This window comes from Psychrobacillus sp. FSL K6-4046, from assembly GCF_038624605.1.
Classification (GTDB): Bacteria; Bacillota; Bacilli; order Bacillales_A; family Planococcaceae; genus Psychrobacillus.
The window spans coordinates 3,260,876-3,283,277 of the sequence record NZ_CP152020.1; the positions used below are offsets into that span (position 1 = coordinate 3,260,876).

At 39.5% G+C, this 22,402-nt stretch carries 16 protein-coding genes, 1 rRNA gene and 2 riboswitches; of the genes, 2 read left to right on the plus strand and 15 right to left on the minus strand.

Annotated elements, in window-relative coordinates; all coding sequences use genetic code 11:
• Window positions 1-82: 82 nt before the first annotated feature.
• The 13 genes from MKY09_RS16035 to MKY09_RS16095 all read right to left on the minus strand — a co-directional run bounded on the left by MKY09_RS16035 (window position 83) and on the right by MKY09_RS16095 (window position 18,361).
• Window positions 83-1,636: ribosomal RNA gene (locus MKY09_RS16035) — 16S ribosomal RNA — on the minus strand.
• Between the two features lie 375 nt (window positions 1,637-2,011).
• Entirely contained in the window at window positions 2,012-2,527 is a 516-nt protein-coding gene (locus tag MKY09_RS16040) for a GNAT family N-acetyltransferase (RefSeq protein ID WP_342568259.1), read from the minus strand.
• 127 nt (window positions 2,528-2,654) lie between these two features.
• Window positions 2,655-3,986, minus strand: coding sequence for an NCS2 family permease (locus MKY09_RS16045; protein WP_298473210.1), 1,332 nt, complete (start codon window positions 3,984-3,986; stop codon window positions 2,655-2,657).
• A gap of 86 nt (window positions 3,987-4,072) precedes the next feature.
• Window positions 4,073-4,174, minus strand: a riboswitch (purine riboswitch).
• 299 nt (window positions 4,175-4,473) lie between these two features.
• Window positions 4,474-4,626 (minus strand): hypothetical protein, encoded by a 153-nt coding sequence (locus tag MKY09_RS16050; protein WP_169360491.1) that lies wholly within the window; start codon window positions 4,624-4,626, stop codon window positions 4,474-4,476.
• A 337-nt stretch (window positions 4,627-4,963) separates the two neighbouring features.
• The gene (gene guaA, locus MKY09_RS16055) at window positions 4,964-6,517 is read right to left on the minus strand and encodes a glutamine-hydrolyzing GMP synthase (RefSeq protein WP_169360492.1); all 1,554 of its coding nucleotides are present in this window, start codon (window positions 6,515-6,517) and stop codon (window positions 4,964-4,966) included.
• A gap of 140 nt (window positions 6,518-6,657) precedes the next feature.
• Window positions 6,658-6,759, minus strand: a riboswitch (purine riboswitch).
• Window positions 6,760-6,794: 35 nt separating this feature from the next.
• Window positions 6,795-8,993, minus strand: coding sequence for a transglutaminase family protein (locus MKY09_RS16060; protein ID WP_342567095.1), 2,199 nt, complete (start codon window positions 8,991-8,993; stop codon window positions 6,795-6,797).
• Window positions 8,990-9,802: a DUF58 domain-containing protein gene (locus MKY09_RS16065; protein ID WP_342567096.1), complete on the minus strand. Its 813-nt coding sequence runs from the start codon at window positions 9,800-9,802 to the stop codon at window positions 8,990-8,992. The genes MKY09_RS16060 and MKY09_RS16065 overlap by 4 nt, the downstream gene beginning before the upstream one ends.
• 389 nt (window positions 9,803-10,191) lie before the next feature.
• Window positions 10,192-11,142, minus strand: coding sequence for a MoxR family ATPase (locus MKY09_RS16070; protein ID WP_169360495.1), 951 nt, complete (start codon window positions 11,140-11,142; stop codon window positions 10,192-10,194).
• Window positions 11,143-11,318: 176 nt separating this feature from the next.
• Entirely contained in the window at window positions 11,319-12,146 is an 828-nt protein-coding gene (gene nadE / locus MKY09_RS16075; RefSeq protein WP_342567097.1) for an ammonia-dependent NAD(+) synthetase, read from the minus strand.
• A gap of 1 nt (window position 12,147) precedes the next feature.
• A complete protein-coding gene (locus tag MKY09_RS16080) occupies window positions 12,148-13,629 on the minus strand; it encodes a nicotinate phosphoribosyltransferase (protein WP_342567098.1) in 1,482 nt (493 codons plus the stop codon).
• 115 nt (window positions 13,630-13,744) lie between these two features.
• Window positions 13,745-15,928, minus strand: a complete 2,184-nt coding sequence (locus MKY09_RS16085) for a PQQ-binding-like beta-propeller repeat protein (protein WP_342567099.1) — start codon at window positions 15,926-15,928, stop codon at window positions 13,745-13,747.
• Between the two features lie 286 nt (window positions 15,929-16,214).
• Window positions 16,215-17,495, minus strand: coding sequence for an aminotransferase class I/II-fold pyridoxal phosphate-dependent enzyme (locus MKY09_RS16090; RefSeq protein WP_342567100.1), 1,281 nt, complete (start codon window positions 17,493-17,495; stop codon window positions 16,215-16,217).
• A gap of 98 nt (window positions 17,496-17,593) precedes the next feature.
• Window positions 17,594-18,361, minus strand: a complete 768-nt coding sequence (locus MKY09_RS16095) for an exodeoxyribonuclease III (protein WP_342567101.1) — start codon at window positions 18,359-18,361, stop codon at window positions 17,594-17,596.
• A gap of 253 nt (window positions 18,362-18,614) precedes the next feature.
• On the opposite strand from MKY09_RS16095, the gene MKY09_RS16100 reads away from it, so the two are divergent.
• Window positions 18,615-19,403, plus strand: coding sequence for an SDR family oxidoreductase (locus tag MKY09_RS16100; protein WP_169360501.1), 789 nt, complete (start codon window positions 18,615-18,617; stop codon window positions 19,401-19,403).
• Between the two features lie 216 nt (window positions 19,404-19,619).
• Here the strand turns inward: MKY09_RS16100 and MKY09_RS16105 are convergent, their stop codons facing one another.
• Complete coding sequence (locus MKY09_RS16105) at window positions 19,620-20,270, minus strand: HAD family hydrolase (RefSeq protein ID WP_342567102.1); 651 nt, start codon at window positions 20,268-20,270, stop codon at window positions 19,620-19,622.
• Window positions 20,271-20,775: 505 nt separating this feature from the next.
• Here MKY09_RS16105 and MKY09_RS16110 point away from each other — a divergent pair.
• Entirely contained in the window at window positions 20,776-21,336 is a 561-nt protein-coding gene (locus MKY09_RS16110) for a GNAT family protein (protein WP_298470088.1), read from the plus strand.
• Window positions 21,337-21,435: 99 nt separating this feature from the next.
• Here the strand turns inward: MKY09_RS16110 and MKY09_RS16115 are convergent, their stop codons facing one another.
• A complete protein-coding gene (locus tag MKY09_RS16115; protein WP_169360504.1) occupies window positions 21,436-22,383 on the minus strand; it encodes an alpha-L-glutamate ligase in 948 nt (315 codons plus the stop codon).
• Between the last annotated feature and the right edge of the window lie 19 nt (window positions 22,384-22,402).

The following is a 22,402-nucleotide window of genomic DNA, read 5'->3' on the forward strand; positions in this document are numbered from 1 at the left end:
GCTCATATAGAATGAACATTCAAAACTGAACTGCAAAACGTTAAGATACAGATAAAGATCTGTATTCCGAATATATCCTTAGAAAGGAGGTGATCCAGCCGCACCTTCCGATACGGCTACCTTGTTACGACTTCACCCCAATCATCTGTCCCACCTTCGGCGGCTGGCTCCCAAAAGGGTTACCCCACCGACTTCGGGTGTTACAAACTCTCGTGGTGTGACGGGCGGTGTGTACAAGGCCCGGGAACGTATTCACCGTGGCATGCTGATCCACGATTACTAGCGATTCCGGCTTCATGTAGGCGAGTTGCAGCCTACAATCCGAACTGAGAACGGTTTTATGGGATTTGCTCACCCTCGCGGGGTTGCGACCCTCTGTACCGTCCATTGTAGCACGTGTGTAGCCCAGGTCATAAGGGGCATGATGATTTGACGTCATCCCCACCTTCCTCCGGTTTATCACCGGCAGTCACCTTAGAGTGCCCAACTGAATGCTGGCAACTAAGATCAAGGGTTGCGCTCGTTGCGGGACTTAACCCAACATCTCACGACACGAGCTGACGACAACCATGCACCACCTGTCACCGCTGTCCCCGAAGGGAAAAGCCTATCTCTAGGCCGGTCAGCGGGATGTCAAGACCTGGTAAGGTTCTTCGCGTTGCTTCGAATTAAACCACATGCTCCACCGCTTGTGCGGGCCCCCGTCAATTCCTTTGAGTTTCAGTCTTGCGACCGTACTCCCCAGGCGGAGTGCTTAATGCGTTAGCTGCAGCACTAAGGGGCGGAAACCCCCTAACACTTAGCACTCATCGTTTACGGCGTGGACTACCAGGGTATCTAATCCTGTTTGCTCCCCACGCTTTCGCGCCTCAGCGTCAGTTACAGACCAGAAAGCCGCCTTCGCCACTGGTGTTCCTCCAAATCTCTACGCATTTCACCGCTACACTTGGAATTCCGCTTTCCTCTTCTGTACTCAAGTCCCCCAGTTTCCAATGACCCTCCACGGTTGAGCCGTGGGCTTTCACATCAGACTTAAAGGACCGCCTGCGCGCGCTTTACGCCCAATAATTCCGGACAACGCTTGCCACCTACGTATTACCGCGGCTGCTGGCACGTAGTTAGCCGTGGCTTTCTAATGAGGTACCGTCAAGGTACGAGCAGTTACTCTCGTACTTGTTCTTCCCTCACAACAGAGTTTTACGATCCGAAAACCTTCTTCACTCACGCGGCGTTGCTCCATCAGACTTTCGTCCATTGTGGAAGATTCCCTACTGCTGCCTCCCGTAGGAGTCTGGGCCGTGTCTCAGTCCCAGTGTGGCCGATCACCCTCTCAGGTCGGCTACGCATCGTCGCCTTGGTGAGCCGTTACCTCACCAACTAGCTAATGCGCCGCGGGCCCATCCTGTAGTGACAGCCGAAACCGTCTTTTAACATTTCCTCATGTGAGGTAATGGATTATTCGGTATTAGCCCCGGTTTCCCGGAGTTATCCCAATCTACAGGGCAGGTTGCCCACGTGTTACTCACCCGTCCGCCGCTAAATCAGAAGAAGCAAGCTTCTTCATCATCCGCTCGACTTGCATGTATTAGGCACGCCGCCAGCGTTCGTCCTGAGCCAGGATCAAACTCTCCATAATAGAGAACTTAAAAAGCTCATTTTGTTTTGCTGGCATCATCATTAAATGATGTCAAATATTGTTTTTTGCGTCAATCAAGCCGAAGCTTGTTGATGCTGTATGTCTTAACGTTTTGCATGTTCAGTTTTCAATGTTCATTGTGTCGATTTGTTTCGACAGCTTTATCATCTTATCAAATCTGATTATCATTGTCAACAACTTTTTAAAATTTGTTTTTTCAAATCAGAAGTAAAAGTAACAACTTGATTACTATACCACCCTTTCAAACTATTCGTCAACACTATTTTTAATAAAATACGCTTAAAAATAATAACAATTTATTCAGATAAATCTATAAGAATGATATAGGCTTTATAGAACCTAAAGCATAGACTTCTATATACCCGCTAAGGGCATAATATCTTCCCACCCGTATACTAGCTCATTAAGCTTTGTTCCACCGATTTCTACTATTATCCTATCTATCTTCTTTGCACCAAGCTTTTCATAAAAGTATTTTGAAGGGTTGTCTTCTAGAACTAGCACTAACATAGTAAAGACCCCCTGGTTCGTTAACTCTTTTACCATAGGTTCGATTAATAACTTACCGATACCTATTCCCTGATATTCTTTTAAAATGTAGATCGCATAAATTTCCCCATTATAATTAGAATAGTTCCCGCTCCGTTCCTTCCCGCCAGAAACAAAGCCCACGATTTGATTGTTTTCAGCTTCAGCTACATAAACTCCCCCGTTCGGAATAGCAGAAAACCAGTAATCCGCTCTCTTTTCAAAAGACAGGTTATTTAAAAAGTCCTCCGGTACAATATTGATATAAGTAGTCTTCCAGCTTTCCACATGAACTTTGGCAATTCCTTTTGCATCTGAGGGTACTGCTTTTCTTATATGTATCACTCTCAACTTCCTCCAAACTTAAAGTGAGTTTCTTCTATTAGAGTATATTTCTATCACTATAATCTATATCCCTCTTAAAAACCAAAAAAAGAGAGGCATGAGCCCCTCTTTATATCATTCTATTCTATAAGAATATGAAATAGCCTACAAATACTACCCACATGCCATACATGATTGGATGAATTTCTTTTATGCGACCTGCAACGATCATAGTAATTGGATAGAAGATAAATCCAATAGCGATACCAGTTGCTATAGAATAGGTTAACGGCATTGCTATAATTACAAAGAAGGCTGGTACTGCAATCTCAAAACGTTTCCAGTCTATTTGACCAATAGAAGAAACCATTAGTACCCCAACAATAATTAATGCTGGTGCTGTTACATAAGAAGTAATGACATCTAACAGTGGGAAAAAGAATAAAGAAAGTAAGAACAGAACCCCTGTTACGACTGAGGCGAACCCAGTTCTTGCTCCCGCAGCTACACCAGCTGTTGACTCTACATAAGAAGTAGTAGTGGATGTTCCGGAAACAGCTCCCGCTACTGTAGCAATAGAATCCGCTAATAATGCTTTACCAGCACGAGGTAATTTTTCACCCTTCATTAATCCCGCCTGATTTGCTACCGAGATTAAAGTACCTGCAGTATCAAAGAAATCTACGAACAAGAATGTTAACACAACAATTAAAAATTGAGCTGTCAGTAGTGCGGCTGGGTCTTCAAAAAATACGTCAAATGCAGCACCGAAAGTTGGAGCCATTGAAGGAACACTGCCTACTACAGCATCAGGGATTGGTACTAAGCTTAAAACCATCCCTACGATTGCAGTAATTAACATACCGTAGAAAATACCGCCTTTAACTCCTTTAACCATCATAATTACAGTAATTACAAGTCCAAAGATTGTCAATAGAATGTTAGGGTCTGTTAAATCACCTAAGCCAGCTACTGTATTTGGATTGGAAACGATAATCTTAGAGTTTTGTAGGCCGACAAATGTGATAAATAAACCGATACCTGCTCCTACTGCGTATTTCAACTCAGATGGTATAGCATTAATAATCGTTTCTCTTATTCCCGAGAGAGATAAGCAGATAAAGATGAGACCAGAGAACAGGACGCCTGTTAAAGCGATTTGCCATGGAATTTCGAACTCAAGTACAACTGTGTAAGCAAAGAATGCATTTAATCCCATACCTGGTGCAAGTGCGATTGGGTATCTAGCCAGCACACCCATTAATATAGATCCGATTGCTGCAGCAATAGCTGTTGCAGTAAACACAGATCCTTTATCCATGTACATAAACTCTGGTAACCCTTCGATTGTTTCAAGAGATAAAGTCATCGGGTTAACCACTAAGATATAAGCCATTGCCAAAAATGTTGTCAAACCACCTATAATCTCACGGCGATAGTTTGTTCCTAATTCCTCAAAACGAAAATACTTTTTCATAAGTTCCTCCATTTTTATCGCGACAACGAAAAAAAGTATACAACCAGTTCTGGTCGTATACCTCTACTATCCCCAATAAGTGAATATAAATAAGCATCACTCATCGTAGTCGGATCATTTACGGTGATCCGGTAGAGACTTTTGGGCCTTATTCCCAACGTTATACGACGACATAATTAAATTATGTAGTAAATATAACATCGAATTATGACGAAATCAATAGAAAAACCGAACATTTTTTTCATTAACCAAATAATAGTTCGTTTTCTGCTTATAGGTAAAGCATTTTTTAAAGGAAAATAGGCCTATTAATACAAATAAAAAAACTTGAAAACCAATAAATCAGTTTCCAAGCTCTACCACTAGTTGTCATTTAACGTCATCTTAGGGGAATTCTACAGTAGGATGAATCCTTGAAATTACCTGAACTACTCATCACTTTAAAACCCTTAAACAAGATGGACATGGTCTTCCTATATTTACATTCCTATTCTTTATCTGCTTGTTTTTGCTTGTTCTTCAAATACTCTGTACGTATTTTTTCAAGTTGCTGCTTTTTATCAAATTTAGCTGGCTTTTGTTTTTCATGATACTTGGCCACGGCCGCCTTACCTTTTGTATCCAATTGATATTTTCCCATTTGTTCACCTACTTTTCTTAACCCTTATAGAGAATCTGTTCAACAAATATAATATTTATCTTACTGAAGTTAACCTTATACTTTATATTCCCCGCTAACGTTCCATATATCAGTAAAAACATTAAAAACTTAGTATAACAGTTCATCGCCAAAAGGTATTCATATACTTACCTTTACAATCTTAAATAAGATTATTCAATTAAACATCATCTTTCAACTATTTTTTAACCAAATAAAAATCCCCTTTTAGTTATCTGTTATCAATAACTAAAAGAGGATTTAATATTTGAGATATGTTAATCACAAGGTATGACTGTGTTTATAATTAAATACAGTCCTATTCCCACTCAATCGTTGCTGGTGGTTTACTCGTAATGTCATACAGCACTCGGTTGATGTGTGGTACTTCATTTACTAATCGAACAGATACCTTTTCTAGAACGTCCCATGGGATACGTGCCCAGTCAGATGTCATACCGTCGATAGAGGTAACTGCACGGATACCGATTGCGTAATCGTAAGTTCTTGCGTCACCCATTACACCAACGCTGCGGATATCAGGAAGTACAGTGAAGTATTGCCAGATATCGCGGTCTAAGCCTGCCTTAGCTATTTCTTCGCGTAGGATTGCATCCGATTCACGTACGATTGCTAGTTTTTCTTCTGTTACTTCTCCTAGAACTCGGATAGCTAGTCCAGGACCAGGGAATGGTTGGCGCCATACGATTTCATCAGCTAAGCCTAGCTCTGAGCCTAATGCACGAACCTCATCTTTGAATAAAGTTTTCAAAGGCTCAATTAATTTGAACTGCATGTCCTCTGGAAGTCCACCAACGTTATGATGAGATTTGATTGTTTGAGCAGTAGCTGTTCCACTTTCAATGATATCTGTGTACAGTGTTCCTTGCGCAAGGAAATCCATACCTTCTAATTTAGACGCTTCATCATCGAACACATAAATAAATTCATTACCAATAATTTTACGTTTTTTCTCTGGATCAGAAACTCCAGCTAATTTATTCATAAAACGCTCACGCGCATCAATTTTTATAACGTTCATATTGAAGCCCTCAGAGAAGGTTTTCATTACACCTTCCGCTTCATCCTTACGAAGTAGATTATGGTCTACGAACATACAAGTAAGCTGGTCACCAATTGCTTTATGGATAAGGACTGCAACTACTGAGGAATCTACTCCTCCACTTAGCGCACATAGGACTTTCTTGTCCCCAACTGTTTCACGAATTTTTTCGATTTCCATTTCAATGAAACTTTCCATTGACCAATCGCCTTTTGCCTTACAAACGTCAAATACGAATTGGCGAAGTAGCTCTAGACCGTATATAGAGTGACGTACTTCTGGGTGGAATTGTACCGCATATAAGCCTTTTTCAACATTTGCCATTGCAGCAACATCACAAGATGGGCTTGTCGCAATCACATCAAAGCCTTCTGGTGCAGCAGTTACATGATCTCCGTGACTCATCCAAACTACATGCTTAGAAGGAAGGTCGCCAAATAAAGCTGTCGGATTCTTAATGTCGATCTCTGCTCTACCGTATTCTCTTGAAAAAGCCTTTTCTACTTTTCCGCCAAATTGATAAGCCATTAACTGCATACCATAGCAAATTCCTAGAATAGGTATATTCAAATCATAGATTGCCTCATCGATATGAAAAGCATTCGTATCATATACAGAGTTAGGTCCACCTGAAAAAATGATACCAGTGGCGTTCATTTTTTTAATATCCTCGGCAGTTACAGTATGGGGATGTAATTCACTATACACTCCAAACTCACGAATCCGACGAGTGATTAACTGATTGTACTGACTGCCGAAATCTAGAACGACAATTTTTTCTTGTTCTTTCAACAATGGAGTTGAAGACATATGCATTCCACCTCTTCTATATATATTTATCCCAATCCGTTAAACCCAATACGTATTAAAAAAACGCGTGCGAAAGTTCCTCTTTCTACGCGTTTTTGCTTTCTACATTAAAAGGTGAATGCAGATGTCCTTAAAAAAGACATGACTGCATTCACCTTCATAGTCAAGTTATTAACGGTAACTTGGTAGAAACATCCGAACCATATTATCGGACATATACGAGGGCAACTTGGTCAAATTTAATTTGACTTCAGTTTACAGGTTGTTGAGGGTAAAATCAACCGCTTATACGATTGATTAAATATTCCCAACTTTCTCTAATCGACGCATAATTAAGTTCCGTTTTATTGTTCCCATAAAAGCCCTGTTGATACACCTTGGTTAGATCAGTCATATGGTTGGTACCGATATCCTTGTCCACTTTTTTAGCAAAGTCCAATAAGGTTTGTCCTTGCTCTCTTCGCATCCCATGGAGACTTAGCTGCTGTAGAAGCTGATGGTACATTTTCTCGAAAGAGTTCCAATCATTTTTACGCATTCTACCTACTGGTATTAATACCTTAGGTAACCACTTTCCGCGACGGCTATAAGCAAACAGGCTTATGATTCCAAGAATTATAAGACCCCAAATGATAGCTGCCTTTCTTTCCGTCATCCATTCTAAAGTATCTTGAAGGAAGGTCGTTAAGCTAAAGGAAACATCATCATCTTTTTTTCCTGTTGTAGCTTGCTCCTCTTGTTTCTCCTCCTGCTGTTCTGGAGTCTGAGGTTCATCAGTCTGTGACTCTATATCGTATATAACATTGGCACTTGAGGAAAAGCCAATTGTCGGCTCAAATGTTATCCACCCTACGTTTGGAAAATAAGCCTCTACCCACGAGTGTGCATTATTATTCGTAACCTCATAAACACTTCCAAGACCTTCTACATTCGCTCGTTCTCCAGGAGCAAACCCTTTAACCCATCGTGCAGGGATATCAAGGGAGCGTAGAAGGACGACCATTGAAGTTGAAAAGTTATCACAGTAGCCTACCTTCGTTTCAAATAAAAACTGATCTACATAGTCTGTGTCGCCCCTTGGAACCGCAGCCATCGTTTGATTGTAGCTAAAGTTATTCCCTCTGAAATAGCGTTCAATATTAAGCGCCTTATCATAGAGACTTATCCGATCTTCCGTAATGCTGACGGCAAGCTCTTTTACTCTCTCAGGTAGTGTGTCAGGCAGCTGTAAATATCGCTGCAATTCAGCAGGCACCAAACTTAAATCTTCTACAGAGGTTTCCCGCATCGCTTTAAGACTATAACTAGGCTCACTAAATGTCACATTGTAATCCCATAGAACAGAATTACTGCTATTAAGAACAGAAATTTTTTGGGTTAGTGGATTACTTGTAAACAAAGCTTCTTCATTCGTTTGTATGCTTTTCATACCATAAGGCTGAAGAATTAATGGAAACTCTTGCGCCAACATTATATTAGCTTCCTCCGTATATTCTTCTGCTCCTGGTGGGAAATCCGTTTCAAATAGTTCTCCACTCCCAAAGCTTAGTAAAGGTGTCTCTTCCTCGGATTGTATCCAACCTTTAGAGGTATAAGTATCTTTGGTTTCAACCTTCCAGTATTGCGGGGTATCAGTCTTTGCCCAAAAAACAGGCGTATCATCACTTTGAAAGGCTCCTCCTAATTGCTCATCGTTTTCTCCGTAGCCAACCCTCTTCACACCATTTACACTAGCTCCATTCCCTTCACGCTCATCTACTTCAAGTGTAGAGGTAGTGAAAAAAGGGACGGGATCGGGCCATATCGGACCTGCTTTTGGCATTGCATATGCCGTTATACCACTGATCATAACTAATACGATTAAACTAGTAATAGAAGCTGTGACAAAGGTTCCTCTAATAGAGACTTGATTTTCTTTTATTAATTTTTGGATATAGAGTAATCCCATAATGATAAACCCAGAAATTAATGTAATGACTATAGAATTCTTAGCATTGTAAGGACTGAATGTATCCAAAATAGTGATAAATAAAACGGTCAGTATGAAAAACAATAAAATTGTCTTTCTAATGGTGATCCAATAGTTTAGTAAATAGGTAGTCATCCAAAGTAGAGCAAAAAACAAAAAGGTCCGAAACGGATCCGTTATCGCTCCCCATTCCTGGCTAAAAATAGAGGCAAAGTTGTGTTGAAGTGCTTCACTTAAATAATTCAATGCGTCTCTAGATAAAAAAGAATAATCCGTGTAGATATGAACAATAGTCCAGCTGATAAACACTAGCTTGATCGGTATCGTAAACTTCCAGTTAAGCTTTATAAAGTAAAAAAAGAAGGATACAGACAGATATATGACAAACAATGACAAATGGTCGGTATTAGTCAATTCCATAACCGGCTTCAACCATTCTACTATTAAAAAACAGGTGAACGTATAAATTAGGAAGGAAATGATTCCTTGCAGGTAGTTATCTTTCATGAACGATTCACCTCCATAAATGCTTGGGCAAAACGGTCCTTTGTAATATTATGAGCGTCTACTCCTCTACTTTTCGCGTATTGGTACAGTGCATTCTCATTTTTATTTGGTTTCTCGTTTTTGTTTTTTACGACAAAGCACCTACATAAACGTAGGTTCCCTGCGTTACGGTTTATCCCATCAATCCACTCATGTGTTAGCTCACTTGTTATATATAATAACGAAGTTGCTTGAGCTAATGCTGGCTCCTGAGATATGACTTGGTCAATAGGCTTGTTTAAATCAGGTTGCACTTTTGTTAAATGATATAAGACTTGATGTAGCTGGGTCTCATTCTCTACATTTGGCAAGAAGAAACGATCTTCTCCAAGAGATAAAAATGCACTGCTGGCTTGATGGCGAACAATGGCCTGCATAATAGAGGCAGATAAATCTACGACGTCCTCAAACATAGGAGTCAACGTTCGATCGATTAAGATGAACAAATCCTGAGATTGACGATCTTCAAATTCCTTAGTTTTAAGAGTTTGGGTACGGGCAAATGACTTCCAATGTATCCAAGAAACTCGATCACCAGGCTGATAGGAACGTACCCCTGTCGCCATAGTCGTATCCTTCATCACTTGAATTCTTGATGCAGCTGCTCCCTGATCATACCTAGTTTCCATTGGAATATAAATCATATCGGTTAGATTCGGAAAGACTAGTAAGGTTTTTGGATTCGAAATAAAAATACTTTTTTTCATCCATCCAAACAGATCGCTCACTTCAATTGTAGTCCCCTCTAATACATGCTCACCGCGTGGCATATGTTCTATTTCATACGTCCAGGTAAACTCTTTTTTTATTCCCCAAAAAACAAGCTGCCTTCTTGACCCTGTGTGCCTAAGAGAAGGTCCGACCCTTTCCTCAAACCACACAAACAACAGAGGAAAACGATTATTTCTTGTCACCCTGACCGTGGCAGAAAACCTTCCCCCGCTATACACTTTTCGTGTTTCAATTATCCTCTCTGCTTCTATCTTAGAGAGGGGGTAAAAAAACAGTAGAATTGAGTATATAGAGACAGGAACAATGAGGTAAAAAAGAAACCAACTGACGAAGCCCCCCTGAAACATTGCATACACAAATGCCACCACCAAGAGAAGAAGGATACCAATAAAACCTTTATACTTCTTTAATCCTTCTGTCCGCTCAATCATCCGTGTACCTTCCTCTTGATAGGGACAGGAGTTCGTTTAACAATACGGGAAAGTACTTCCTCAGAAGAAATACCATCATACCTTGCCTCAGGACGAAGAATAACACGGTGCCCAAAAACAAATGGCAATAAATATTGAATATCATCTGGAATCACGTAATCTCTTCCCTGTAGTAAGGCATAGGCCTGAGAGGCACGCATCAACGCAATGGATGCTCGAGGGCTCACTCCAAGATAAACATAAGTATCTACTCGTGTTCTATTAGCTAAATCCACAATATATCCCTTCATTGTCAAATCTACGCTAACATTTTTTACTTGTTTCTGGAGGTGAATAAGCTCTTCAAGAGAAACTACTGGCTGGAGGCTATCAATAGGAGATGCATGCTCTAATCTATTTAATACTTCAATCTCTTCATGTTGATTAGGGTAGCCCATTTTTAATCTCAACAAAAATCTGTCTAACTGAGCCTCAGGTAAAGGGTATGTACCCTCATGCTCAATTGGATTTTGGGTAGCCATAACAAAAAATGGCTTTGGAAGTGGCATCGTAATGCCGTCAATTGTAACGGAAGCTTCTTCCATTCCTTCTAGTAATGCTGATTGTGTTTTCGGGGATGTACGGTTGATCTCGTCTGCTAACACAATGTTCCCAAGAATAGGTCCTGGTCGAAACTCAAATTCCATTTCTTTGGGGTTATATATGGAGACTCCTAATACGTCGGATGGTAATAAGTCAGGAGTAAATTGAATTCTTTTAAAATCGGCCCCGATAGATTTAGCGAGCGCACGAACCATCATGGTTTTTCCCACTCCAGGAACATCCTCGAGCAAAACATGTCCATCTGCCAAAAGAGATACAACTGCTAATTCTGCAATGTCTTTCTTCCCTATCATTACTTTTTCTATATTAGAAATAATTGCTTCTATCTGTAATTTTTCATTCATCTGTTTTCCCCCAAAATTATCATTAAATGATTAGTTAGAAAATTTTTATAATACAGTATAAGCATAACCAAAAAAGGAAGATAAAACAATTTAAATTATTTTTTCAGCAGCCTTCAAAATATCTAATCCAACCAAAAAGCATGGAGTCTCTACGATAAGAGATTCCATGCCTTTATTTATTTCCAAAAGTCATCAAAAATGGTTATTGGCAGCTGTCGTTTGTGTTCAGAACGATCATAGAAGCCAACGATTTTCTCTTCTATTTCTGGAGATACATTCTTACCTTCTAGGTAATCATCAATATCATCGTAGCTCACTCCAAGTGCAACCTCATCCGGTAGAGCTGGACGATTTTCCTCTAGGTCGGCTGTCGGAACTTTAGTGTAGAGATGCTGTGGTGCACCGAGATGCTTTAGCAATTGCTTCCCTTGTCTTTTATTGAGACGGAAGATTGGGGTTAAGTCTACTCCACCATCACCATATTTAGTATAAAAGCCAGTGACCGCTTCGGCCGCATGATCTGTACCTAGTACTACACCGTTATATGTTGCTGCTATAGAATACTGAGCCTTCATACGTTCTCTCGCTTTTTCATTTCCTTTTGCAAAATCACTAAGGGTTATGCCTGCTTCCTTCAACGCACGGTCACTTGCGTCTACGGCTTCTTTAATATTAATGGTTACACGTTTGCTTGGCTGAATAAAGTTCAGTGCATCCTGACGATCAGATTCATCAAATTGCACCCCGTATGGCAAACTAACCGCGATAAATGAATACGTGCCTGCTCCCATTTCGTCATTCAACTCATTCACTGCCATTTGGGCAAGCTTGCCCACTAAAGTGGAGTCTTGGCCACCTGAAATACCTAAAACCATACTTTTTAAAAATGGATGCTTCTTTAAATAGTCTTTCATAAAATCGATACTTATACGAGCTTCCTCTTTTGGATCAATCTCCGGCTTTACTTTTAAGGCTTCGATAATTTCTCTTTGTTTGTCAGACATCTTAAATCCCTCCATTGTTTGAAATAAGATTTTGCTCCATTTCCTTCACTTCTTGAATGTTACGCATTTTATTGTCCCAGCACTTCTGGCTTAAATCAACAGGATATTCCTCTGGATTAAGAGAACGCTTATATTCCTCCCAAAGTAAATCCAAATTATCATGAGCATAATTCCGAATTTCCGCAAGATCTGGGTTATTATAAATTACTGTCCCGTTTTCGATTACCTTTACATGTAAATCCTTAGCCTCAAAGTTCGTGACAAATTTAGAAACGAATGTATGGACAGGGTGGAACATTTTTAGACGTTCCTCATGAGCAGGGTCTTCATCATGCATAGCAATGTAATCACCCTCGGCTTTACCGTTTTCCTTATCTATAATACGGAAGAGCTTTTTCTGCCCAGGAGTAGTAACTTTTTCAGTAGTAGAGGAGATTTTGATAGTATCCTCCATTACCCCTGCTTCATTTTCAATAGATACAATTTTATATACAGCACCAAGTGCAGGCTGGTCATATCCTGTAATCAGCTTAGTGCCAATACCCCAGCTGTCTACCTTTGCTCCCTGAGCCTTTAAGTTCAAAATAGTATACTCGTCTAAATCATTAGAAACGATTATCTTAGCATTTGGAAACCCTGCTGCATCTAGCATTTTTCTAGCTTCCTTCGATAAGAACGAGATATCTCCTGAATCTAAGCGAATACCGATGAAATTTATCTTCTCCCCTAGCTCTTTAGCTACTTTAATAGCAGTTGGCACACCTGTTTTCAAGGTATTATATGTATCTACGAGGAAAACACAGTCCTTGTGTCTTTTAGCATATGAGTGAAAGGCATCATACTCACTTTTATATGCTTGCACCATGGAATGTGCATGTGTTCCAGAGACAGGGATACCAAACATTTTGCCAGCGCGAACATTACTAGTCGCCTCAATCCCTCCGATAAAGGCTGCACGAGTTCCCCAAATTGCAGCATCCATTTCTTGAGCACGTCGAGAGCCAAATTCCATTGCCACTTCGTCTTTGACAACCTGTTTAATACGAGATCCTTTAGTAGCAATTAACGTTTGATAATTCACGATATTAAGCAAAGCGGTCTCTACTAATTGTGCCTCTGCTAGAGTAGATTCCACTCGAATAATTGGCTCATTAGGAAATACTAATTCCCCTTCTTTCATCGAATAAACATCACCAGTAAAACGAACCGTTTTTAAGTAATCTATAAAATCATCACGATACCCTAGTCCATTTTGCAAGTACTCTAAATCGCTTTCCGAAAAATGAAAATCTCTTAAGTAATCCAGACATCTTTCTAGACCAGCAAAAATGCCATAACCATTCCCAAAAGGAAGCTTTCGGAAAAATAATTCAAACACTGCTTTTCTCTCATGCATATTATCAGCCCAGTAGGCCTCCACCATATTTATCTGATATAAATCAGTATGTAATGCTAAACTGTCATCGGCATAAATTTTTTTCATGATGATCTCCTTCTAATAACTATTGAACTTAGTATACACTATTTACCCTTTCGCATGGAAAATTAACCACAACAAAGCCAGCCCCCTAACAGGACTGGCTAAACTGCCTATCTTATTATTTACCTAAAGGAGAGATGGCCGTCAAGACATAATCCGCAACTGCATCTATTTCCTCTTGGGTTAATGTCTCATTAAACGAAGGCATAGTAGTTCCTCCATTAGTTATTCGATCTATTACGTTTTCTCTGTTTTCTGCAAATTTACTATCTTGAAGATTTGGCCCATTGTGTCCATTGGCACCTTGATCTCCATGACAAGCTATGCAGCTGTTTGTATAAACAGACAGACCAAAGTCAGAACTAACTGTTGCTCCTTCCGTTTCTTCATTCACACTTACCTTTTCTTTAACAGAGCCATCAATCACTTGCCCTTCAGGTAAGCTACCTCCAAGCTTAAAGGTATATATTTTATCTCCATGCTTCGATCCCGCTAAAGCATTGCCTGCCGCATAAATAGAAATATACTGCTCTCCGTCTATTTCATATGTGATAGAAGGAGCATTGGCCCCCGCATCCATCATATACTCCCATAATTGGTTACCTGTTTTTGCATCAAAGGCTATCAGCCTTCCATCGTTGTGACCTACAAAAACTAGATTCCCCTTAGTTGTTAATACTCCACTGTATGCTTGTGCATCCCAATTTTGCTGCCAAACTATTTTATTTGTTTTCACATCTAACGCAGTGACTGTACCTCTTACAGGTGCATTAGAAACTGGCTGCATTATGCTTCCTATATACATAGAACCCTCTTCGAACGCTTCATCTTCTTGTCTTGCAAAGGAAAAATAATTATCATTCCCTAGCACATAGAATAACTCTGTATCCGGATTGTAAGCAGAAGGTGGCCAATTTGCTCCGCCTGCTGGACCCGGCTTAAGTGTGATTGGTTCCTCCCAGAAAGGAGTAAATATGTCTCCTATTTGCCCTTCAAATGTATCTCCTAAGTCTTTATCAACGTCATCCTGAAAAACTCCTTGAGGAACGAATGCATCCCCAACTGGGAACGGTTGTGTAGGAGAGGTTTTTTGTTCTGCCAATTGTGGAACGGGCTTTTCTTCAATACCAATAAGCGGTGTCCCGTCGGTTCGATCTAAGAAATACACCCAGCCAGTTTTCCCTGCCTGGCCAAGTCCTTTTCTCATCACACCATCTTTTTCTACGTCAAACAAAACAACAGGATTGGCTGGATCCATATCCCATATATCATGATGCACCTCTTGGAAGTGCCAAACATAGTCTCCATTTTCTGCATTTACAGCAACAACCGAGTTAGCATATAAATTATCACCCTCTCGGTTGCTTCCATCTAAGTCGGGTGCTGTATTGCCAGTAGCAAAGTAAATATATCCAAGCTCAGGATCTACAGCTGGAGTATTCCAAACAGGTCCTCCACCAGTCAACCAAGAATCATTGTCTGGCCAAGTATCGCCATTTATATCACCTGGACCTGGTATGGTATAGAATCTCCATACTTCGTATCCTAAATCCGCATCATACGCCATTACGCGACCACGGATTCCATATTCACCTCCTGCCACTCCGGTGTAAACCTTACCATTATAATAAAGAGGGGCACTAGTGACGGTATAGCCTTCCTCCCATTCTGCAACCTTTGTCTCCCATTGCAATTCTCCCGTTTTTTGATCCAAAGCGATAAGACGTGCATCTAGTAGACCTGCATATACTTTCCCATCTCCTACAGCTAGACCTCGCGTTGTCCAACCACAGCATACAGTATCCATCTCTTGGCTAATATCCGGCTCGTAGGCCCATATCAGTTCTCCAGTTTTGGCATCTAAAGCAAATATATCATTAGCACCCGTTGCCACATACATAATTCCATCCACGACTAATGGAGTTGCCTCTCCTGAATACTTAGGCTCTGCTCCAGAACCTAAACTAGTTACCCAGGTTGGCTTTAAATCTCCAATGTTCTCTGATGTAATTTGATCGAGTACCGAATATCTCCTATTATAGTAATCTCCACCGTGAGTCACCCATTCTTTAGAAGAGTATTCTACTTTAACATTAGGATTTGAAGGACTCGGAGTCGTCTTTCCTTCTACCTGTGGCTCTTCTTGTTCAATCTCCGTAACTACGTCAACCTCCTCTCGCTCCACAGACCGTTCTTCCTTATCCTTATCAGCAATAAGGTACAAACTAAACAAAACGACCATAGCAATACAACTACCTATAAATATTTGAAATATGACCGATGACTCTCTTCTTCTCCGCATTTCAATCCTCCCTTCTTTCTTTCGAACTACTAAAGAAAATAGATTTAATACTCTATAAAATATGCGTACCAATTGGTATTAATTCTCTCGGAAGGAAATACAATCACATATTTAATAAATATAAGTAATGGAACGGCCGATAAGTTTCCTGTCGTATTCAAATCTCTCTATAAGATAAAATATGCTATAGATTTCCACTATGCTATCTCTGAGTTTAGAATGCTAAACTCCTTAAAACCGCAAAAAAACTACCTAAGTTTTTCTTAGGTAGTTTTAACAGGTCAAATTATTTAGTTAGATCTTGGCAGCCCTTATAGATTAGGTTAAATAGTTCTTCAATGTCCTCTTCTTCTACACAAGAGAAGGCTACACGAATATCAGTTGTATTACTAGCAATAACGCCAACACCATATTGATCTAGTAAATGTAAACGAAGCGTTTCTGCATCTAAACCATGAAGTTTTAAGCACATAAAATAGCCAGAGTTAAATGGATAGTACGTCCAGTAAGCATCAAATCTTGCATCTGCAAGCACTTCTTTTGTTTTAGTTGCTCTTCCTAGCATAATATTGAACTTCTCTTGTTTTTCCTTTTGGAAGTCATCTGATTGAAGCGACTCTAAAATCATCGTTTGGGAAATATGGGAACCACTTGAGATGGTACCTCGAATAATACCCTTTGTCTTTTGCTCTAGTGCGTCTAATACGTCTGGAGAAGCAGCATAGGTGATAAAACCAACCCGGAGACCCCAAACGTAATTTTCTTTCGTTGCTCCATCTACTTTAATAGGTAATATATTAGAATGGGCACCCGCTAGTAGGGCAAATAGTGATTCCTTCATAGAATCCTCATAAAAAAGACCGAAATAGGCATCATCTAATACCACTACTATATCTAAACCGCCATCAGCCGCTTCCTTCAAAGCCTCGACAATTGCTTCTCCTTCTTGAACAGATGGAGTAAAGCCAGTAGGATTGTTAGGAAAGTTTAATAATACAATAGCTTTTCCTGTCTGCTTTAAAAGTGTAGCTCGGAAGCCTTCTACGTCAAAGCCACCATTTTCATTAAATAGAGGGAAAGTTTCCACCTTTCCTCCTCTTCTTATTTGAAAGACTGTATTGTAATTACCCCAGTATTGATCGGGGGTAATTACTACATCACCAGGATTCATAAATAAATCGGCAACAATACTTAGTCCATGAGTTAATGCATTAGTAACAATCGGTAATCCAAAGTTTTTCCCTTGTAAAGAGGGGTTGTCGATCAGTAGTTTTTCCTTCCAAGCAGAACGAAGTGCCTCCTTCCCTTGGGGTGGAGCATATGGATAAATGTCGCTAGGACTATAATCTAATTTATCTTGAATATGACGAAAATGCATAGGCTCTCCATTTTCAATAGCAATCCCAATAGTAGCATTAAAGCGATGTGCTTTTTTTCCAGCTTCTGCACTTTGACTTAATATTCCTTTTGGATAGTATAGATTTTTGCCTAAATCGGATAACATATTAAAAATTGCAGGATTTTCTTTTTGCATTTTCTCATTTAATTGGACAGCTAAAGCATTCATCTATTGGTACCTCCAGAATTTTTCTATTTTAAACACATTGTACTCTATTTTATTAAGGGATAGTATCCTTTCCCTTAATATATTGAATATTTTATAAGCTATTCATGACTTTTCGTCTTTATTTCTAATAAAATGGGACAATGATCGCTACCTAACACATCTGCGTCAATCGAAGCACTGATCAGTCGGGGGATTAACCTTTCGGATGCTATAAAATAATCAATGCGCCACCCGATATTGCGCTCCCTCACCTTACTCATGTATGACCACCACGTGTACGCGCCCTCTTGGTCTGGATGGAAGTATCGGTAGGTATCGACAAACCCTTCTGCTAATAGCGAGGTCATCTTCCCTCTTTCCTCTGTCGTAAATCCTGAATTACCTTTATTGGATTTAGCATTTTTCAAATCTATTTCAGCGTGAGCCACGTTTAAATCTCCACACATGAGAACAGGCTTTATAGTATCTAACTGCTTTAAATATGTACGCATGTCGTCTTCCCACTCTAATCGATAAGCAAGTCTTGTTAAATCACGTTTAGCATTTGGAGTGTAAACATTCACTAAATAGAAATCCTCGAACTCCATTGTAATAATGCGTCCTTCATCTTCGGTTTCTAAATCTCCTACTCCATATTTAACTGAAATAGGTTTAATCTTTGTAAAGATAGCAGTTCCCGAGTACCCTTTTTTCAATGCATAGTTCCAATACTGCTCATAACCATCTAAAGCAAGTGAGATTTGACCTTCTTGCAGCTTGGTTTCCTGAAGGCATACAACATCAGCATCTACCTTCTGAAAGTAATCTAAAAATCCTTTATTTACACAGGCTCTCAGCCCATTGACATTCCACGAAACGAACTTCACTTTAGTACCTCCTAAATAAGAAAGCGCTTAAATACATAATGAGAGGTAGCTGAGACATCTATTATAAAGAGCTTCACACATACGACTCAAAAACTAAGCGCACTATATAACTCTTTTATTATAGAGGGAAACTAAAAGGTCTGTAAATTAACAAGGAAACCAATGTATAGTAAGCCATTTTCGAGGCAACCTAACTTGTACTATTTAATAGCATGCGAGATATAGTAAAGACTAACAAATGGAGGAACTGTTTATGACTAAACGTTTTAATGAAAAGGTAATTATTATAACTGGAGCTGGTTCAGGTCTAGGACAGGTCACTGCCATAACCTTGGCGAAGGATGGAGCTAAACTGACACTGGTAGATTTAAATAGCAATGGCCTAGAGGAAACTAAAAGTCGTATCCTAGAAGTGGCACCAAATACTGAATTACTCCTAGTTACAGCAAACGTTGCAGAAGAGGCAGCAGTTAAAAACTATGTGGATGAAACAGTTAACAAGTTTGGACGTATAGATGGATTTTTCAACAATGCTGGAATAGAGGGCAAACAAAACCTGACAGAGGATTTCGGTATCGAAGAGTTTCACAAGGTCGTGAATGTTAATCTAAACGGAGTATTTTATGGCTTAAAATATGTACTAGCTGAGATGAAAAAAAATGGAGCTGGTTCTGTAGTAAACACTGCATCTGTCGGCGGTATTCGTGGTGTCGGCAATCAGTCGGGTTACTCTGCTAGTAAACACGGTGTAGTCGGCCTTACTAGAAACTCTGGTATTGAATATGGTCAATTCGGTATTAATATTAATGCAATTGCTCCTGGTGCCATCATGACTCCTATGGTAGAAGCTTCTTTAAAGCAAATTGGTGGAGAAGAAGGCTGGGAAGAGGCTGGAAAAGCATTTGTTTCCGTTAACCCTATGAAACGTTTCGGTAGACCTCAAGAGGTAGCAAACGTTGTTGCATTCTTGTTATCTGATGAATCTAAGTTTGTAAATGCGTGCGTGATTACAATCGATGGTGGACAATCCTATAAATATTAAAAGGAAAGACCGAACGCTACTTAGCAATCGGTCTTTTTACTTTCAGCTAAAATCCTTTTACTTCTTAGATGCTTTCATCAACAAATAGATGATTCCTGTTAAAATAGCTACACCAAAAACAACTACTAATAGACTGATCAATAACGCTACAAAGCTCATTGTCACAACTCCTTTTATATCACCATTTAGAATAGCTTCGCTTAATCTATTTTTTCTTTAAGCAATTATTTTCTCTAGCTCCTCTATACTATCAACAATGTAAGTAGCACTCGCATGCTCCAACTCTTCAGACGATCCAAATCCATACGTTACCCCTATGGAATCTATGCCCGTTAAATTAGCTCCAATCATATCATGCTTTCTATCTCCAATCATGACAAAACTATCCTTCGTATTATCCTGAAACTCGTCTAGAACATATTGTATGATTTCTGCCTTAGCTGACCTAGTTCCATCTAATTCACTACCAGCCACTACATCAAAGTAATCTTCAATTTGGAAATACTTTAAAATTTCGATAGCAAATACCGTAGGCTTAGAGGTTGCAACTGCAAGCTTTTTCCCTGTCGCTTTTAACTTTTCCAACAACGGGATAATGCCCTTGTAAAGTTCATTCTCATACATGCCAGTTTCTATAAATCTCTCTCTATAAAAAGCAATGGCTTGGTGGCATTGATTTTCATTAAAGCCATAATGATCTGCAAAAGAAATCTGTAATGGTGGTCCGATAAAGCACTCTAACTTTTCAAGATCCTTCTCCAAAATCCCCATTTTTTCTAACCCATATTGGATAGAGGTTGTAATTCCTATTTTAGGATCTGACAACGTTCCGTCCAAATCAAATAAGATAATCTCATATTTCCTCATACTTCCCCCTCTTTTCTCTTTTAATTAGCTTACTACCATTATATCTAAATAGTCTTTCTTTTTTTAAAAATAAATGGCTATGTTAAAGGTTAGGGTTGATTTATGATGCAAGAAATCTTAAAGCATAGAGTAGAATTGATTTCCGCCCCAGCCGGACGCTTTCCTCGGGGTGAGCGATAAGCCATCACCCATCGCTTACGCGCGTGGTTGTGATGTCTTATCTGTCTCACTCATCCCGTAGGAGTCGCCGTCTGGCGCTCCAATCAATAAATGGAACAGCTTTATCATCGATTAATCGCTAAAAATTTACTAGCATAAACAAAGCTTCAAAATGGTCACCAACCCCAATTTCATCATCTATTTATATTTAACAGACATTTGAAAGTACCTTTGTTTATGTTTACAGTCACTATAAAAAAGAATGGTTAGTCAAAATAAACCCATATCTTTAACAAAGCTAAATAAATTATAATGAAAAGAACTAACAAAAGGAGGAGGTTATGGAATGGAAATTCAAACGATTTACGGGGACTTGCCACAATTGGAAACAGAAAGACTCCTACTGCGGAAAATTACGTTAGGTGATGCAGAGGATATGTATACATATGGATCCGATCCAGAAGTATCTAAGTATGTTACTTGGGATCAGCACAATACAATAGAGGACACGAAGGTATTCATTCATTTTATCCTAAAGCAGTACGAGAAAAAAGATATTGCACCGTGGGGGATTGAATATAAGGAAACAGGTCAGTTGATCGGAACTATCGACTTCGTCCAATGGCAAATTAAACATGATAGTGCTGAAATCGGATACGTTCTTTCCCCTGAATACTGGGGACAAGGGTTAACTACTGAGGCAGCCGAAGCATTAATCCATTTTGGCTTTAACCACATGGATTTAATACGCATACAGGCTAGATGCTTTGTCGAGAATGTCGGCTCCTCGCGTGTAATGGAAAAAGTGGGGATGTCCTATGAGGGTACTATGAGAAAAGGGATGAAAGTAAAAGGGAAACATGTAGATTTGAAAATTTACTCCATTTTAAAAGAGGATTTCTCTTAAGATATCACATAACTATTAAAGGAGAGGCATGAAATTACGGTACCTCTCCTTTATTTATTTGTTATAGCTATGTTGGTTGCTCACAAATTAACCATATCCTTAGTTAAATGCTTTTAAGCTTTCTAGTGTTGCTCCTAGAAACTTAGCAAGCTCTAGCATGCCATATTTTCCAGCCTTTTCCTCAGCGTCCGCATTATAATTCGTATTCGTGTTTACATCATAGGTGTAGACTTCACCATTACTATCCCGTATGAATTCAATACCTGCAACATCTATTTTGTTTTGTTGAAGGAAGGCTTCATATTTTGCAATCCATCCTTCCTCTAAATCCTCTTGGATCTCAAACTTTGGTTTAACAGTTGGCTCCTCTCCCACTGGACAGAAGGCATCACCAATTTGACACGAGTCAGCCGGGCAAAGTTCAAATCCCTCAGAGGTATCGACTCTAACAGCATATAAGTATTTTCCTCCGACAAACTCTGCTCTTGTAATATACGATTCTGGAGATTGAATATACTCTTGAATTAATGTAATGCCATCCACAGGTTCATCAAACATTGGGCCATAAATATATTCCTTTAATGCATCGACTGTTTGGAATAATTGAACCCCTAGTCCTTTCCCTGCTCTATTATGTTTGGTTATAAAAGGGACAACCCCTAATTTCTCGGCAGCAGAAACGATGTGTTCCTTACCAACGGCAGCTATTGTTTTAGGTGTTCGAATACCGCTTGCTTCTAATGCTGCATACTGATTGATTTTACTTAGTTCCAAGCTTAATGCTTTTGTTCCATTAAACACTGTTCTTCCATGATGTTCTAACCATGTAAGCATACCTCCAGCCAATTCTGGTGCATACCTATGCCCCCTAGTATGAGAAGATGCGCTCATGCGGTTATAAAATACACCGTTTGGTGGTTCGACCGTTAAATCTACAATTCCTTGGTCTAAATGCCAGCTTTCATAAGGCAGATTAAGTTCCTCTAATCTTTTAGTTAAATGAATTGTCCACTCATCATTTTCATGAATAATATAAATTTTTGACATATCCTACATCTCCTCATTA